Below are 14,320 nucleotides of genomic sequence, written 5' to 3'. Positions count from 1 at the left end.
ACTTTTTACTTACGGAATGGGAAGTTAAAAGCAGACAGCAGAGCACGAGCTTCTTCGTCAGAGTTCGCAGTAGTTGTGATTGTGATGTCTAAACCACGTACACGATCTACTTTATCGAAATCGATCTCTGGGAAGATAATCTGCTCACGAACGCCCATGCTATAGTTACCACGACCGTCGAATGATTTCGGGTTCAAACCACGGAAATCACGGATACGCGGTACAGCAATAGAGATCAGACGTTCGAAAAAGTCCCACATACGTTCGCCACGCAGGGTTACTTTACAGCCGATCGGGTAGCCCTCACGGATCTTAAAGCCAGCAACAGACTTACGAGCTTTGGTAACCAGCGGCTTTTGACCTGTAATTGCGGCCATATCAGCAGCTGCGTTTTCCAACAGCTTCTTGTCGTTCAAGGCTTCACCGACACCCATGTTCAGGGTGATCTTTTCGATCCTTGGGACTTGCATGATGCTCTTGTACTCGAACTTGTCAGCAAGTTCTTTTACAACAGACTCTTTGTAGTAATCATGCAGTTTCGCCATAGTACTACTCCAAAATTACTTGATAGTTTCGCCATTAGATTTGAAGAAACGAACTTTTTTGCCGTCTTCAAATCGGAAGCCTACACGGTCAGCTTTACCAGTTGCCGCGTTGAAGATTGCAACGTTAGAAGCATCAAGAGCTGCTTCTTGTTCAACGATGCCACCCTGGATACCCATAGCCGGTACAGGCTTTTGGTGTTTTTTAACCAGGTTGATACCTTCAACAACGATTTTACCAGTTGCCAGGACCTTAGATACTTTACCTTTCTTACCTTTATCTTTACCAGTAAGAACGATAACTTCGTCGTTACGACGGATTTTAGCTGCCATTTTCGTCACTCCTTACAGTACTTCTGGCGCTAGTGAAACAATTTTCATGAATTTCGCAGAGCGAAGTTCACGAGTCACTGGGCCAAAGATACGAGTACCGATTGGTTGCTCTGTATTGTTGTTCAGCAATACGCAAGCATTACGGTCGAAGCGAATGACAGAGCCGTCTGGACGACGAACGCCTTTACGGGTGCGCACAACCACCGCTTTCAGTACATCACCTTTTTTCACTTTACCGCGAGGAATTGCTTCCTTGACAGTAACTTTGATGATGTCACCGATATGTGCATAGCGACGGTGAGAACCACCCAGAACCTTAATACACATTACGCTACGAGCGCCGGAGTTATCGGCTGCATCTAGCATACTTTGCATTTGGATCATGTTAGTGCTCCGCTTATCAAAAACATCTAGACCCATCTCGGGTCGAATTCGCCTTTATTACAAGGGCGGCGAATAATAACACCATTTTTTGAGAATGGGTAGATAAAAAATAAACGGCCCCATTTTTTCAGGGGCCGCTCAGTTATGTAGTTGCTAAAGCTCGCTTAAACGCGCGCTTTCTCAACAACGCGTACCAGAGTCCAAGATTTTTTCTTAGACAGTGGACGACACTCACTGATCTCAACTGTGTCGCCAATGCCACACTCGTTGTTCTCATCGTGAGCGTGCAGTTTAGTCGTACGCTTGATGAACTTACCATAGATTGGGTGCTTCACGAAACGTTCGATAGCAACCACGATAGACTTGTCCATCTTGTCGCTAACAACACGACCCTGCTGAGTACGAATTTTCTCGCTCATTATGCGCCAGCCTTCTCATTCAGAACGGTTTTAACACGTGCGATATCGCGACGTACTGCTTTCAGAGTGTGAGTCTGTTGCAGTTGGCCAGTTGCAGCCTGCATACGCAGGTTGAACTGCTCGCGCAGCAGGTTCACAAGCTCAGCATTCAGTTCTTCAACGCTTTTTGCGCGCAGATCTTGTGCATTCATCACATCACCGCCTTAGTTACGAAAGTGGTTTTTACAGGAAGCTTACGCGCGGCCAGTTTAAAGGCTTCGCGAGCAAGATCTTCTGAAACACCATCCATTTCATAAAGAACTTTACCTGGTTGGATTTGGGCTACCCAGTACTCAACGTTACCTTTACCCTTACCCTGACGAACTTCCAACGGCTTGCTTGTAATAGGCTTGTCCGGGAAGATACGAATCCAGATTTGGCCCTGACGTTTGATATGACGAGTCATAGCACGACGAGCAGCCTCGATCTGACGAGCAGTAATACGGCCACGGCCAACTGCTTTCAGACCGAAAGTACCGAAGCTTACATCAGTACCGTTCGCCAGACCGCGGTTACGACCCTTATGAGTCTTGCGGAATTTAGTGCGTTTAGGTTGCAGCATCAATAAACTCCTTATTTACGGCCTTTGCGTTGCTTCTTAGGCTTGTTATCAGCCTTAGGCTCTTCAACTGGCATACCACCCAGAACTTCGCCTTTGAAGATCCAAGTTTTAATACCAATTACACCGTATTGGGTGTGAGCGGAAGAAGTCGCATAATCAATGTCAGCACGCAGAGTGTGCAAAGGCACACGGCCTTCACGGTACCACTCGGTACGTGCAATTTCAGCGCCGCCCAGACGGCCACTTACTTCAACTTTGATGCCTTTAGCGCCCAGACGCATAGCATTCTGTACCGCACGCTTCATCGCGCGACGGAACATAACACGGCGCTCAAGCTGAGAAGCGATGCTGTCACCAACAAGCTGTGCATCCAGCTCTGGCTTACGAACTTCAGCGATGTTGATCTGAGCTGGAACACCAGCGATCTTCGCAACGCGAGCGCGCAGTTTCTCAACATCTTCGCCTTTCTTACCGATAACAACGCCTGGACGAGCAGTGTGAATGGTTACACGAATGCTCTTAGCAGGACGCTCGATAACGATACGAGACAGAGACGCTTTTGCTAATTCCTTGGTCAGGAATTGACGTACCTTGAAGTCGCCGTCTAGGTTGTCAGCGAATTCGTTGCTGTTAGCATACCAAGTGGTATTCCAAGGCTTCACGATGCCAAGACGAATACCATTAGGATGTACTTTTTGACCCATTGCTTTGTCTCCTACTCTCTTAGCGATCCGCTACAACAACAGTGATGTGGCTAGAACGCTTCAAGATGCGATCGGCACGGCCTTTAGCACGAGGCATAATACGCTTCATGGTTGGGCCTTCATCAACGAAGATTTTCGCAACATTCAAGTCATCGATGTCTGCGCCTTCGTTGTGCTCAGCATTAGCGATAGCGGATTCCAGAACCTTCTTAACCAGGTCAGCAGCTTTTTTGTTGCTGAAAGTCAGAATTTCCAGAGCTTGTGCAACCGTTTTACCGCGCACTTGATCCGCAACCAAACGAGCTTTCTGCGGTGAGATGCGAGCAAAGCGATGTTTAGCGATAGCTTCCATTACCTATACTCCTCTTAGCGCTTCTTAGCTTTCTTATCTGCAGCGTGGCCGCGATAAGTACGTGTTGGTGCAAATTCGCCCAGCTTGTGACCGATCATTTCTTCAGAAACGAAAACGGGTACGTGCTGACGACCATTATGGACAGCGATGGTCAAACCGATCATCTGAGGGATGATCATTGAGCGACGGGACCAAGTCTTAACAGGCTTCTTGTCACCGCTTTCCACCGCTTTCTCTACCTTCTTCAGCAAGTGCAGGTCAATAAAAGGACCTTTCTTGAGAGAACGTGGCATGGCTTATCCTCTGATATAAATTACTTATTACGACGACGTACGATGTACTTGTCGGTACGTTTGTTCTTACGAGTTTTGTAACCCTTAGTCGGTACGCCCCATGGTGTCACTGGGTGACGACCACCAGAAGTACGACCTTCACCACCACCGTGTGGGTGGTCGATTGGGTTCATTACAACACCACGTACGGTTGGACGAACACCACGCCAACGTGAAGCACCGGCTTTACCCAGTTCACGCAGCATATGCTCACCGTTACCAACCTCACCCAGAGTCGCACGACCTTCGGCAAGAACTTTACGCATTTCGCCAGAACGCAGACGAATAGTCACGTATGCGCCAGCACGAGCTACGATTTGTGCGTAAGTACCAGCTGAACGAGCCAGCTGAGCACCTTTACCAGGCTTCAGTTCAACACAGTGTACAGTTGAACCAACTGGGATGTTGCGCATTGGCAGGGTGTTACCTACTTTGATCGCAGCATCTGAACCAGACTGGATAGTATCACCAGCTTGGATGCCTTTTGGTGCAATGATGTAACGACGCTCACCATCTGCGTAAAGAACCAGAGCGATGTTTGCGCTACGGTTTGGATCGTATTCCAGACGCTCAACTTTCGCTGGGATACCATCTTTATTACGCTTAAAGTCAATCAGACGGTAATGTTGTTTGTTACCACCACCGATGTGACGAACAGTAATACGACCGTTATTGTTACGACCACCAGTCTTAGAGTTTTTCTCTAGAAGTGGTGCATACGGCTTACCCTTATGCAGGTCAGAGTTAACCACTTTAACAACGTGGCGACGACCTGGGGAAGTCGGCTTACATTTTACAATAGCCATTCTTCTTTGCTCCTAGCCTTACTCTGCACTACCAGCGAAGTCGATGTCTTGACCTTCTTTCAGGATCACGTACGCTTTCTTCCAGTCACTACGACGGCCTTGGCGCATACCTTGACGCTTAGTTTTACCTTTAGCAATCAGAGTATTTACAGACTTAACTTCAACCTCGAACAGTTTTTCAACTGCCGCTTTGATCTCACGCTTCGTTGCGGTCATCGCTACTTTGAAAACGATAGTGTTACCGTTCTCAGCAGCCATGGTCGCTTTTTCAGAGATGTGCGGAGCACGCAGAACTTTTAGGATACGCTCTTCGGTGATCATGCCAGCATCTCCTCAACTTGCTTAACTGCCGCAGCAGTCATCACTACTTTGTCGAATGCGATCAAGCTAACTGGGTCGATTGCAGCGGCATCGCGAACGTCAACCTTGTACAGGTTGCGTGCTGCCAGGAACAGATTCTCATCCAGTTCACCGGTCACGATCAGAACATCGTTCAGTTCCAGTTCTTTCAGCTTTGCAGCCAACTCTTTCGTTTTTGGTGCTTCTACTGAGAAGTTATCAACAACGATCAGACGCTCTTGACGAACCAGCTCAGACAGGATGCACTTCATCGCACCGCGGTACATTTTCTTGTTAACTTTCTGGCTGTGGTCCTGTGGACGAGCTGCGAAAGTTACACCACCTGTACGCCACAGTGGGCTACGGATGGTACCCGCACGGGCACGACCAGTACCCTTTTGACGCCATGGCTTAGCACCGCCACCAGATACGTCAGAACGGGTCTTTTGTGCACGAGTACCTTGACGGGCACCTGCTGCATACGCAACAACTACTTGGTGCACCAGCGCTTCGTTAAACTCACGCCCAAAAGTAGTTTCGGAGACAGCTAGCGCATCAGCGCCTTTGACTACCAATTCCATTACTAACTCCTCGACGTTACGCTTTAACAGCTGGTTTTACGATCACGTTGCCGCCAGTTGCGCCTGGTACTGCACCTTTGATCAGAAGCAGGTTGCGCTCAGCGTCAACACGTACGATCTCTAGGTTTTGAGTCGTTACACGCTCAGCACCCATGTGACCAGCCATTTTCTTGCCTTTAAATACGCGACCTGGAGTCTGACATTGACCGATAGAACCAGGAGCACGGTGAGACAAGGAGTTACCGTGGCTCATATCTTGAGTACGGAAGTTCCAACGCTTAACAGCGCCTTGGAAACCTTTACCCTTTGAAGTGCCAGTAACGTCTACTTTCTTAATTTCGTTGAACAGTTCTACGTTCAGCTCAGCGCCTACTGCGAACTCTTCACCATTGTCTAGGCGGAATTCCCACAAACCGCGGCCAGCTTCAACACCTGCTTTCGCAAAGTGACCAGCTTCAGCTTTGTTTACGCGGCTTGCTTTCTTAGCACCAGCGGTAACCTGGATAGCGTTATAACCATCAGTGTCTACAGATTTAACCTGAGTAACACGGTTATTTTCTACTTCAACCACAGTAACTGGGATAGAAGCGCCATCTTCGGTAAAGATGCGGGTCATGCCCACTTTACGACCGATTAGACCAATCATTCTCTTATCTCCCCTTAACCTAGGCTGATCTGTACATCAACGCCAGCAGCTAGATCCAGACGCATCAGAGCATCAACAGTTTTGTCTGTTGGCTCAACGATGTCGATAAGGCGCTTGTGGGTACGGATTTCGTACTGATCACGGGCGTCCTTATTCACGTGTGGAGAAATAAGAACAGTGAAACGCTCTTTACGAGTAGGCAGTGGGATTGGACCACGAACCTGCGCGCCAGTACGCTTAGCTGTTTCAACGATCTCCGCAGTAGACTGATCGATCAAACGGTGATCGAAAGCCTTCAGGCGGATACGAATACGTTGGTTCTGCATGAGACAGAGCTCCAATTCAAAAAAATTTACACAAACAATATCGCCACTCAAACTCGTTAAGACGAGAGAATGTCGATTGATTTATGTGAACGTAGCACCCCTTTTGGGCGCATTGTCAGCCAATTGAATGACTGCGAACATAAGTCAGAGTATACATTACCGAATCAGTGAACTGATTCCTTCCTCAACGCTTATTGGTTCACAACCGTCTTCTCGAGACAGTGCCGGGCATTATACCGATCACAAAATGAAAGGCAAGGGATGATGGGAAATTAAGCAGAAAAATGAAAAAGCCTTCATCCATTGTGTACTGTGGGCAAATGAAGGCCAGAGGTGCTGATGATATCGGCGAACTAGTCTTCGTCTACAATCTGGGCCTGATTGTAATTGTTAATACCCATACGCTCGATCAAACCAAGCTGAGTTTCCAGCCAGTCGACATGCTCTTCTTCGTCTTCCAGAATGTCCTGGAATAGATCCCGGGAGACATAATCCCGTACTTCTTCAGCGTACTGAATTGCGTCCCGTAAATCCGGAATGGCATCCATTTCCAGAGAGAGGTCACACTCGAGCATTTCTTTGGTATCTTCGCCAATACGCAGCTTACCCAAGTCCTGGAGATTCGGAATCCCCTCCAGAAACAGGATCCGCTCAATCAAATGATCGGCATGATTCATTTCATCGATAGATTCGTGGTATTCCTTGTCGGCAAGATGCTTGAGGCCCCAATCCTTGTACATACGGGCATGGAGGAAATACTGGTTGATTGCCACCAGTTCATTGCCCAGGATTTTGTTGAGATGTTGAATGATTTTCGGATCGGCTTTCATTAGCTAACACTCCTCTCTCGGTCCCTTTAAGCTTAGAACCGATCTGAAGAGTGTCAAAAAAGAGACGTTGTTAAACTGAAGATTAGCTCGCTTTTTTGAGCGTAACCTCAGTCACGTCAATCACTGTAATATCCAGGGCAGTATCCCGCTCCAGAACCACATGTTGAATGATGCCTTTTGCCTGACGAATACACTTACCGCATTGAGAACCGAGAGGGGTGATCGCTTTGATCCCACGGATATCTGAGACACCTTCCTCTTCTACCAATTTCACAATCTTTTTGTCAGAAATTCCGTGACACAGGCAAACGTACATAACAACTCTCTGCAACTGATCTGACTCAAATATAAACGAGAACCGTTAGCATTACCACTTAAGATCCGTCACTTTGCTAGATGAATTAGTTATCAATAATGAACAAAATTGCGTCTACAGAATATGTAGAAAAGATAAGCGGTTAGCTGCGGGATTTTGCGAAGGGAATCAGAATCTGAGGATAAATGAGCGATTGCAGAGTCTTAAATACACAAAAAGGGAGCCTGAGCTCCCTTTTTTCGTGTTGATTCAATCTTTGCTAATTAAGCAACGATCTTAGCAACAACACCAGCACCAACGGTACGGCCACCTTCACGGATTGCGAAGCGCAGACCTTCGTCCATTGCGATAGGTGCGATCAGAGTAACAACCATCTTGATGTTGTCACCTGGCATAACCATCTCAACGCCTTCTGGCAGTTCGATAGTACCGGTCACGTCAGTTGTACGGAAGTAGAACTGTGGACGGTAGCCTTTGAAGAATGGCGTGTGACGGCCGCCTTCATCTTTAGACAGAACGTATACTTCAGACTCGAAAGTCGTGTGTGGAGTGATTGAACCAGGCTTAGCCAGTACTTGACCACGCTCAACTTCGTCACGCTTAGTACCACGCAGCAGAACACCAACGTTCTCACCAGCACGGCCTTCGTCCAGAAGCTTACGGAACATCTCAACACCAGTACAAGTCGTAGTGATGGTGTCTTTGATACCTACGATAGCAACTTCGTCACCTACGCGAACGATACCTTGCTCAACACGACCAGTTACAACAGTACCACGGCCCTGGATTGAGAATACGTCTTCGATTGGCAGGATGAACGGCTTGTCGATCGCACGCTCTGGCTCTGGGATGTAGTTGTCCAGCGCTTCAGCCAGCTCAACAATTTTCTCTTCCCACTGAGCTTCGCCATTCAGCGCGCCCAGAGCAGAACCCATGATTACTGGGCAATCGTCGCCTGGGAAGTCGTACTCAGACAGAAGTTCACGCACTTCCATCTCAACCAGCTCCAGCAGCTCTTCGTCATCAACCATGTCACACTTGTTCATGAACACGATGATGTAAGGGATACCAACCTGACGACCCAGCAGGATGTGCTCACGAGTCTGAGGCATTGGGCCATCAGTCGCAGCAACAACCAGGATACCACCGTCCATCTGAGCAGCACCGGTGATCATGTTCTTAACGTAGTCAGCGTGTCCTGGGCAGTCAACGTGCGCGTAGTGGCGAGTCGGAGTATCGTACTCTACGTGAGAAGTAGAGATAGTGATACCACGCTCACGCTCTTCTGGCGCATTATCGATAGATGCGAAGTCACGTGCAGCACCACCGTATACTTTAGCCAAAGTAGTACAGATAGCAGCAGTCAGAGTGGTTTTACCGTGGTCAACGTGGCCGATAGTACCAACGTTAACGTGCGGTTTCGTACGTTCAAATTTTTCTTTAGACACGATCGTGTTCCTTCCTAGTTGTGATTCGCCCCACATATTGGCGGGACGCGTCAGAAGTTGTATTTTATGCGGCAACCGAAGCTGACGCAATATTTCTGCTAATGTTTAGCCGCGTTCAGCGATGATTCCATCGGCGATATTCTTCGGAACTTCAGCATATTCGCTGAACTCCATCGAATAGGAAGCACGGCCTTGGGTAGCAGAACGAAGATCCGTTGCGTAACCAAACATCTCAGAAAGCGGAACATGGGCACGGATAATCTTCAGCCCAGCCGGGCCTTCATCCATACCGCCAATGATGCCGCGACGACGGTTCAAGTCGCCAACCACATCACCCATCCAGTCTTCCGGCGTGGTTACTTCAACTTTCATCATAGGTTCAAGAATGACAGGTTGCGCATCAAGTGCACCCTTCCTGAACGCCATAGAACCGGCGATCTTAAACGCCATTTCGCTCGAGTCAACATCGTGGTATGAACCATCGAACAGCGTCGCTTTGACGTCCAGTACCGGGTAACCGGCAAGCACACCATTTTTCATCTGCTCTTCGATACCTTTGGCAACTGCACCGATATATTCTCTCGGTACTGTGCCACCGACGACTTCGTCTACAAAGACGAAACCTGCATTCGGCTCGGAAGGCTCAATCTTCAGCCAGACGTGACCGTACTGGCCGCGACCACCAGATTGACGTACGAACTTTCCTTCCACTTCCGTTTTGCCACGGATAGTTTCACGGAAAGCAACCTGAGGCTTACCAACGTTACATTCAACGCTGAACTCACGCTTCATACGGTCAACGATGATATCCAGATGAAGCTCACCCATACCCGAAATCAGGGTTTGGCCAGATTCTTCATCGGTTTCTACCCGGAATGATGGATCTTCTGCAGCCAGTTTACCCAGTGCAATACCCATTTTTTCCTGGTCGGCTTTCGACCTTGGTTCAACAGCAATCTGAATCACTGGCTCTGGGAATTCCATCCGCTCCAGAATCACTTTGTGTTCTGGATCGCAAAGAGTATCACCGGTAGTAACGTTCTTCAGGCCAATTGCTGCCGCGATGTCGCCAGCTCGAACTTCTTTAATTTCTTCACGCTTATTGGAGTGCATCTGAACGATACGGCCAAAGCGCTCACGCTTATCTTTCACCGTGTTGTAGACGCTATCGCCTGAATTCACAACACCGGAATAAACACGCATAAATGTCAGGGTGCCTACGAACGGGTCAGTTGCGATCTTAAACGCCAGCGCAGCGAAAGGTTCTTCGTCGCTTGAGTGGCGGATCACTTCATTGCCATCCATATCTTCACCACGGATTGCTTTTACTTCCGTTGGCGATGGCAAGAATTCCACAACCGCATCCAGTACAGCCTGAACACCTTTGTTCTTAAATGCAGAGCCACAGGTTGCCAGTACGATTTCATTGTTCAACGTACGTTGGCGCAGACCGGCTTTGATTTCATCTTCTGACAAAGTACCTTCTTCAAGATACTTATCCATCAGCTCTTCTGTTGCCTCAGCCGCTGACTCAACCAGATTCGTGTGCCATTCTTCGGCCAGCTCTTGCATGTCTGCCGGAATGTCTTCATAAGTGAAGCTCATGCCCTGATCGGCTTCATTCCAGTTGATCGCTTTCATTTTAATCAGGTCGATCACACCTTTGAATTCTTCTTCCGCACCAATATTCAATTGAATCGGCACCGGATTTGCGCCAAGACGAACTTTGATTTGCTCAATCACACGCAGGAAATCAGCGCCTGCACGGTCCATCTTGTTAACGAAGACCATACGCGGCACTTCGTATTTGTCAGCCTGACGCCATACTGTCTCAGACTGAGGTTCAACACCGGATGAGCCACAGAAGACAACCACTGCACCATCAAGTACGCGTAGGGAACGCTCTACTTCGATCGTGAAATCAACGTGTCCTGGGGTGTCGATAATATTGATGCGATGCTCAGGAAACTGAGCGTCCATACCACGCCAGAAGGTTGTAGTGGCAGCAGAGGTAATGGTGATCCCACGCTCCTGCTCCTGTTCCATCCAGTCCATGGTAGCTGCACCATCGTGTACTTCACCAATTTTATGGGAAAGACCTGTGTAAAACAGGATACGCTCGGTCGTGGTTGTTTTACCGGCGTCTACGTGAGCGCAAATACCGATGTTACGGTAACGCTCAATAGGAGTTTTGCGAGCCACGGTTGAATCCTCTTACTAAGGTTATCCTTAGAAAATGGTACGGGCGCAGCAGGCCAAGCCTGCTGCGCCCATTCGCTAATAATGAAATTACCAGCGGTAGTGTGCGAACGCTTTGTTCGCTTCTGCCATACGGTGAACGTCTTCACGTTTCTTAACAGCAGAACCTTTGTTGTCGGCAGCGTCCAGCATTTCAGCAGCCAGGCGAGCAGCCATAGATTTTTCACCACGCTTACGCGCAGCTTCAACCAACCAACGCATAGCCAGAGCATTACGACGCACAGGACGTACTTCTACTGGTACCTGGTAAGTTGAACCACCTACACGGCGAGATTTAACTTCTACCGCTGGGCGAACGTTATCAAGAGCTTTTTCAAAAATTGACAGGTGCTCTTCACCAGAGCGCTCAGCCATTGAATCCAGTGCAGTGTAAACAATTTTCTCTGCAGTAGATTTCTTACCGTCAACCATCAGGATGTTGACGAATTTTGCCAGCAATTCAGATTTGAATTTAGGATCTGGAAGGATCTTACGCTGACCAATTACGCGACGACGTGGCATGGAAATTCTCCGTTGTCTTCTTCAGGTTTTATCCAAAACTTTTCAGTTTTTTCAAAATTACAAATAATTTAGTGTTTGGCCTTACTTAACGGATTCCATTAAGACTTAGGACGCTTCACACCGTACTTAGAACGACCTTGTTTACGGTCGTTAACACCCGCACAGTCAAGTGCACCACGAACAGTGTGGTAACGAACACCTGGAAGGTCTTTAACACGACCACCACGGATAAGAACAACACTGTGCTCTTGCAGGTTGTGGCCTTCACCGCCGATGTAAGACGTGACTTCAAAACCGTTGGTCAGACGTACACGACATACTTTACGCAGTGCGGAGTTTGGTTTTTTTGGAGTAGTAGTGTATACACGAGTACATACACCACGTTTTTGTGGACACGCTTCTAGCGCAGGCACGTTGCTCTTAACAACTTGCTTTGCACGTGGTTTGCGTACCAGCTGGTTAATAGTTGCCATTAAATAGCTCCTGATTATTTACTTTCGTAAAGGTGAAAAATCTGCCTCCCAACAACAGGAGGACGCGAAATTTTAGGCGTCGGACTATAAGGTGTCAAGATATATACAGCGATCACATTGATGATCATTTCTTAACCAGCCTCTTTACGGCCGGTTGAAACCTTTTTCACCGCGTTTATTCAGGCCCATTTCATGCAGTTAGGATGGCGTACCGTCAAGGTCACTAACATGTTGTGATCGATCACTTCGACCTCCGCGGCAACCCGACCTGTCAGGCCTCTCGCCTGTAAATCCGTCTCCAGTGCGTACACGGCCGCCGCTTGCTTCAACGCAGATTCAAGTTGTCCCGGCGATGTGGCGGCGACAACGCCATCTTGCAGCAACACAATTTCATCACCGGGCAAAAGTTGAGCAACGCACTGCTGTAATGCCCGATTTTGAAAAGGAGAAGAAAAAATCATGTGTAACATAGAAAGTCCTGAATGCTGCACACAGCATAAGTCGCTGGCAATTAGTAGCTGAGAATTTTCTGGCAACGGTGAAGTCTGGCGGCCAAATCCTGCGGTGAAAGCGGCTCCGCTTCGATCAGTAAATCATCCAGAGTAAGCCCGCGCTCAGCCATGGACTCGCAGCACACAAACACCTCTTCAAGATCATACAGCGGCAACATTTTAAAGGCCGCGCTGTATTCACGCCCCAGTACCGCCGTCCCCTGCTGGCCTTTGACCAGTTGCCATACGCCATCGCCCATGAAGAACAGTTGCAGCTCTTCACTGTAAGCAGAAGTTGCCAGTACAGCATCTAACCCTTCACGGCCACTGTTACTGCCATGGGGGACGGAACGAAAAACGAACCCAATCGACATAAGGATTTCCGAATTGATTAAAACTGAATGACGCGATCAGCGCTCAATAACACTTCGGCCAGTCCGCCCAGCCCGGCCTGTTCAAAGCCAGCGGCCAGATTATGACCCGGCAGCGCATTCTGACTGGCTTCGAGTTCGCTGACCACGCCACGGCGCAACGCGGCAGCCACACAAGTTTGCAACTCGACCTGGTGCTCACAGCCCAGTTGCTGCCAGGCGGCCAGTAAATCAAATTCATCCGACGCCGGTGCGGTCAGTGCCGATCCGTTGTGAACCCCATCCTGATAGAAAAATACCCGCTGCAACCTGTGCCCGTTGGCGATGACGGCCTGCGCAAACTGAAAGGCACTGCGCGCATTCTGCGAACCGTAGGCCGGCCCATCAACCACCAGAGCAAATGTCAGGCTCATTTTTCGCCATCCTCCGTTTTACGCTGGCGTATATATAAGTAGACAGTGTGTTTGGAAATGTTCAGGCGGTCAGCAACCCGGTTGATGGCATCTTTAATATCGAAGATCCCTTTGTCGTACAGCTCCATCACTATCTGACGGTTTTTGGCATTATTCGAAACATTCTTGTCGGCATTGATTTCTTCAATCGTGCGCTCAACCGTCTGATCCACCAGCTCATCGACGTCGCTGGCAAAATTCACGCTGGAAGCGGCCTGCTTGGCTTCATCGGTCGGCATAAATGACTGCAGAATCTGAGAAAAAGGGGCATCCAGGTTCACGTTGATACACAGTAACCCGATGATATTGTCATCGGCATTGCGAATCGCAATGGTGATGGACTTCATTAATGCGCCACCCTTGGCACGGGTGAAGTAGGCCCGGGAGAAGTTGCGCTCAGACCCTTCAATGTCACGCAGCATACGCAATGCCAGATCAGTGATCGGCGAGCCCACTTTGCGGCCGGTATTTTCACCATTGGCAATTTTGATCGCCGAGGTATTCAGATCAGCCAGTGAATGCAGCACAATTTCACAAAAAGGCCCTATCAGGGTAGCCAGTCCATCAACCACGGCTTCGTATGAGCGCAAGATAACAAAGTCGTGCTCAGTAAAAGTACGGGTCTCTATTAAGTCACTTTCCACCATGACGTCAGTGCCAAAGTTATCGGTCGATACCACTTTCAGTCTTCCTTGCTTGTTCCCGCTCCACTGGTGTTGAAGGCAAGCTTCGGTTTCAACGAAACGGGGAAAAATTCAATTCTTGCTTGCAAGTTTATCAGAATATGGAAACAGGTCTTCAGAAAATGAAATTT

General features: G+C 48.5%; 24 protein-coding genes. All 24 read right to left on the bottom strand.

Annotation, left to right across the window (positions count from 1 at the left end; translation table 11 throughout):
* Nucleotides 1–5: 5 nt before the first annotated feature.
* The 24 genes from rplE to P4S53_RS10735 all read right to left on the bottom strand — a co-directional run bounded on the left by rplE (nt 6) and on the right by P4S53_RS10735 (nt 14,153).
* The gene (rplE, locus tag P4S53_RS10850; protein WP_027251951.1) at nt 6–545 is read right to left on the bottom strand and encodes a 50S ribosomal protein L5; all 540 of its coding nucleotides are present in this window, start codon (nt 543–545) and stop codon (nt 6–8) included.
* 15 nt (nt 546–560) lie between these two features.
* Nucleotides 561–875 (bottom strand): 50S ribosomal protein L24, encoded by a 315-nt coding sequence (gene rplX / locus P4S53_RS10845; RefSeq protein WP_027251950.1) that lies wholly within the window; start codon nt 873–875, stop codon nt 561–563.
* A gap of 12 nt (nt 876–887) precedes the next feature.
* A complete protein-coding gene (gene rplN / locus P4S53_RS10840; RefSeq protein ID WP_027251949.1) occupies nt 888–1,259 on the bottom strand; it encodes a 50S ribosomal protein L14 in 372 nt (123 codons plus the stop codon).
* 164 nt (nt 1,260–1,423) lie between these two features.
* On the bottom strand, nt 1,424–1,678 hold the full coding sequence (gene rpsQ / locus P4S53_RS10835) for a 30S ribosomal protein S17 (protein ID WP_027251948.1): 255 nt from the start codon (nt 1,676–1,678) through the stop codon (nt 1,424–1,426).
* On the bottom strand, nt 1,678–1,869 hold the full coding sequence (gene rpmC / locus P4S53_RS10830) for a 50S ribosomal protein L29 (protein ID WP_027251947.1): 192 nt from the start codon (nt 1,867–1,869) through the stop codon (nt 1,678–1,680). Before rpmC ends, rpsQ begins: the two co-directional genes overlap by 1 nt.
* Complete coding sequence (gene rplP, locus P4S53_RS10825; RefSeq protein ID WP_027251946.1) at nt 1,869–2,279, bottom strand: 50S ribosomal protein L16; 411 nt, start codon at nt 2,277–2,279, stop codon at nt 1,869–1,871. Before rplP ends, rpmC begins: the two co-directional genes overlap by 1 nt.
* A gap of 11 nt (nt 2,280–2,290) precedes the next feature.
* Nucleotides 2,291–2,983: a 30S ribosomal protein S3 gene (gene rpsC, locus P4S53_RS10820; protein WP_027251945.1), complete on the bottom strand. Its 693-nt coding sequence runs from the start codon at nt 2,981–2,983 to the stop codon at nt 2,291–2,293.
* Nucleotides 2,984–3,002: 19 nt separating this feature from the next.
* Nucleotides 3,003–3,335: a 50S ribosomal protein L22 gene (gene rplV / locus P4S53_RS10815; RefSeq protein WP_027251944.1), complete on the bottom strand. Its 333-nt coding sequence runs from the start codon at nt 3,333–3,335 to the stop codon at nt 3,003–3,005.
* A gap of 14 nt (nt 3,336–3,349) precedes the next feature.
* On the bottom strand, nt 3,350–3,628 hold the full coding sequence (gene rpsS, locus P4S53_RS10810; protein WP_007469141.1) for a 30S ribosomal protein S19: 279 nt from the start codon (nt 3,626–3,628) through the stop codon (nt 3,350–3,352).
* Nucleotides 3,629–3,648: 20 nt separating this feature from the next.
* On the bottom strand, nt 3,649–4,473 hold the full coding sequence (gene rplB, locus P4S53_RS10805) for a 50S ribosomal protein L2 (RefSeq protein WP_027251943.1): 825 nt from the start codon (nt 4,471–4,473) through the stop codon (nt 3,649–3,651).
* Nucleotides 4,474–4,491: 18 nt separating this feature from the next.
* The gene (rplW, locus tag P4S53_RS10800) at nt 4,492–4,794 is read right to left on the bottom strand and encodes a 50S ribosomal protein L23 (RefSeq protein WP_027251942.1); all 303 of its coding nucleotides are present in this window, start codon (nt 4,792–4,794) and stop codon (nt 4,492–4,494) included.
* Nucleotides 4,791–5,393 carry a 50S ribosomal protein L4 gene (gene rplD, locus P4S53_RS10795; RefSeq protein ID WP_027251941.1) on the bottom strand — a complete coding sequence of 201 codons (603 nt, stop codon included), beginning with the start codon at nt 5,391–5,393 and terminating at the stop codon, nt 4,791–4,793. Before rplD ends, rplW begins: the two co-directional genes overlap by 4 nt.
* A gap of 16 nt (nt 5,394–5,409) precedes the next feature.
* Nucleotides 5,410–6,039, bottom strand: coding sequence for a 50S ribosomal protein L3 (gene rplC / locus P4S53_RS10790; RefSeq protein WP_027251940.1), 630 nt, complete (start codon nt 6,037–6,039; stop codon nt 5,410–5,412).
* A 14-nt stretch (nt 6,040–6,053) separates the two neighbouring features.
* Entirely contained in the window at nt 6,054–6,365 is a 312-nt protein-coding gene (gene rpsJ, locus P4S53_RS10785) for a 30S ribosomal protein S10 (protein WP_005501283.1), read from the bottom strand.
* A gap of 353 nt (nt 6,366–6,718) precedes the next feature.
* A complete protein-coding gene (gene bfr, locus P4S53_RS10780) occupies nt 6,719–7,195 on the bottom strand; it encodes a bacterioferritin (protein ID WP_046222538.1) in 477 nt (158 codons plus the stop codon).
* Nucleotides 7,196–7,277: 82 nt separating this feature from the next.
* Nucleotides 7,278–7,511, bottom strand: a complete 234-nt coding sequence (locus P4S53_RS10775) for a (2Fe-2S)-binding protein (protein ID WP_337112698.1) — start codon at nt 7,509–7,511, stop codon at nt 7,278–7,280.
* Nucleotides 7,512–7,774: 263 nt separating this feature from the next.
* A complete protein-coding gene (gene tuf, locus P4S53_RS10770; protein ID WP_337112697.1) occupies nt 7,775–8,959 on the bottom strand; it encodes an elongation factor Tu in 1,185 nt (394 codons plus the stop codon).
* A 105-nt stretch (nt 8,960–9,064) separates the two neighbouring features.
* The gene (gene fusA, locus P4S53_RS10765) at nt 9,065–11,161 is read right to left on the bottom strand and encodes an elongation factor G (protein ID WP_337112696.1); all 2,097 of its coding nucleotides are present in this window, start codon (nt 11,159–11,161) and stop codon (nt 9,065–9,067) included.
* 87 nt (nt 11,162–11,248) lie between these two features.
* A complete protein-coding gene (gene rpsG, locus P4S53_RS10760) occupies nt 11,249–11,719 on the bottom strand; it encodes a 30S ribosomal protein S7 (protein ID WP_027250668.1) in 471 nt (156 codons plus the stop codon).
* A gap of 98 nt (nt 11,720–11,817) precedes the next feature.
* A complete protein-coding gene (rpsL, locus tag P4S53_RS10755; protein ID WP_004399892.1) occupies nt 11,818–12,192 on the bottom strand; it encodes a 30S ribosomal protein S12 in 375 nt (124 codons plus the stop codon).
* A 179-nt stretch (nt 12,193–12,371) separates the two neighbouring features.
* A complete protein-coding gene (gene tusB, locus P4S53_RS10750; protein ID WP_337112695.1) occupies nt 12,372–12,662 on the bottom strand; it encodes a sulfurtransferase complex subunit TusB in 291 nt (96 codons plus the stop codon).
* Nucleotides 12,663–12,703: 41 nt separating this feature from the next.
* On the bottom strand, nt 12,704–13,057 hold the full coding sequence (gene tusC / locus P4S53_RS10745) for a sulfurtransferase complex subunit TusC (protein WP_337112694.1): 354 nt from the start codon (nt 13,055–13,057) through the stop codon (nt 12,704–12,706).
* A gap of 17 nt (nt 13,058–13,074) precedes the next feature.
* The gene (gene tusD, locus P4S53_RS10740; protein WP_337112693.1) at nt 13,075–13,467 is read right to left on the bottom strand and encodes a sulfurtransferase complex subunit TusD; all 393 of its coding nucleotides are present in this window, start codon (nt 13,465–13,467) and stop codon (nt 13,075–13,077) included.
* A complete protein-coding gene (locus tag P4S53_RS10735; protein ID WP_202602059.1) occupies nt 13,464–14,153 on the bottom strand; it encodes a helix-turn-helix transcriptional regulator in 690 nt (229 codons plus the stop codon). The genes tusD and P4S53_RS10735 overlap by 4 nt, the downstream gene beginning before the upstream one ends.
* Nucleotides 14,154–14,320 lie beyond the last annotated feature (167 nt).

Source organism: Photobacterium sp. Hal280, from assembly GCF_037162255.1.
GTDB lineage: Bacteria > Pseudomonadota > Gammaproteobacteria > Enterobacterales > Vibrionaceae > Photobacterium.
The sequence above is the reverse complement of the archived record's forward strand: the minus strand, read 5'-3'. Positions and strand labels throughout refer to the sequence as shown.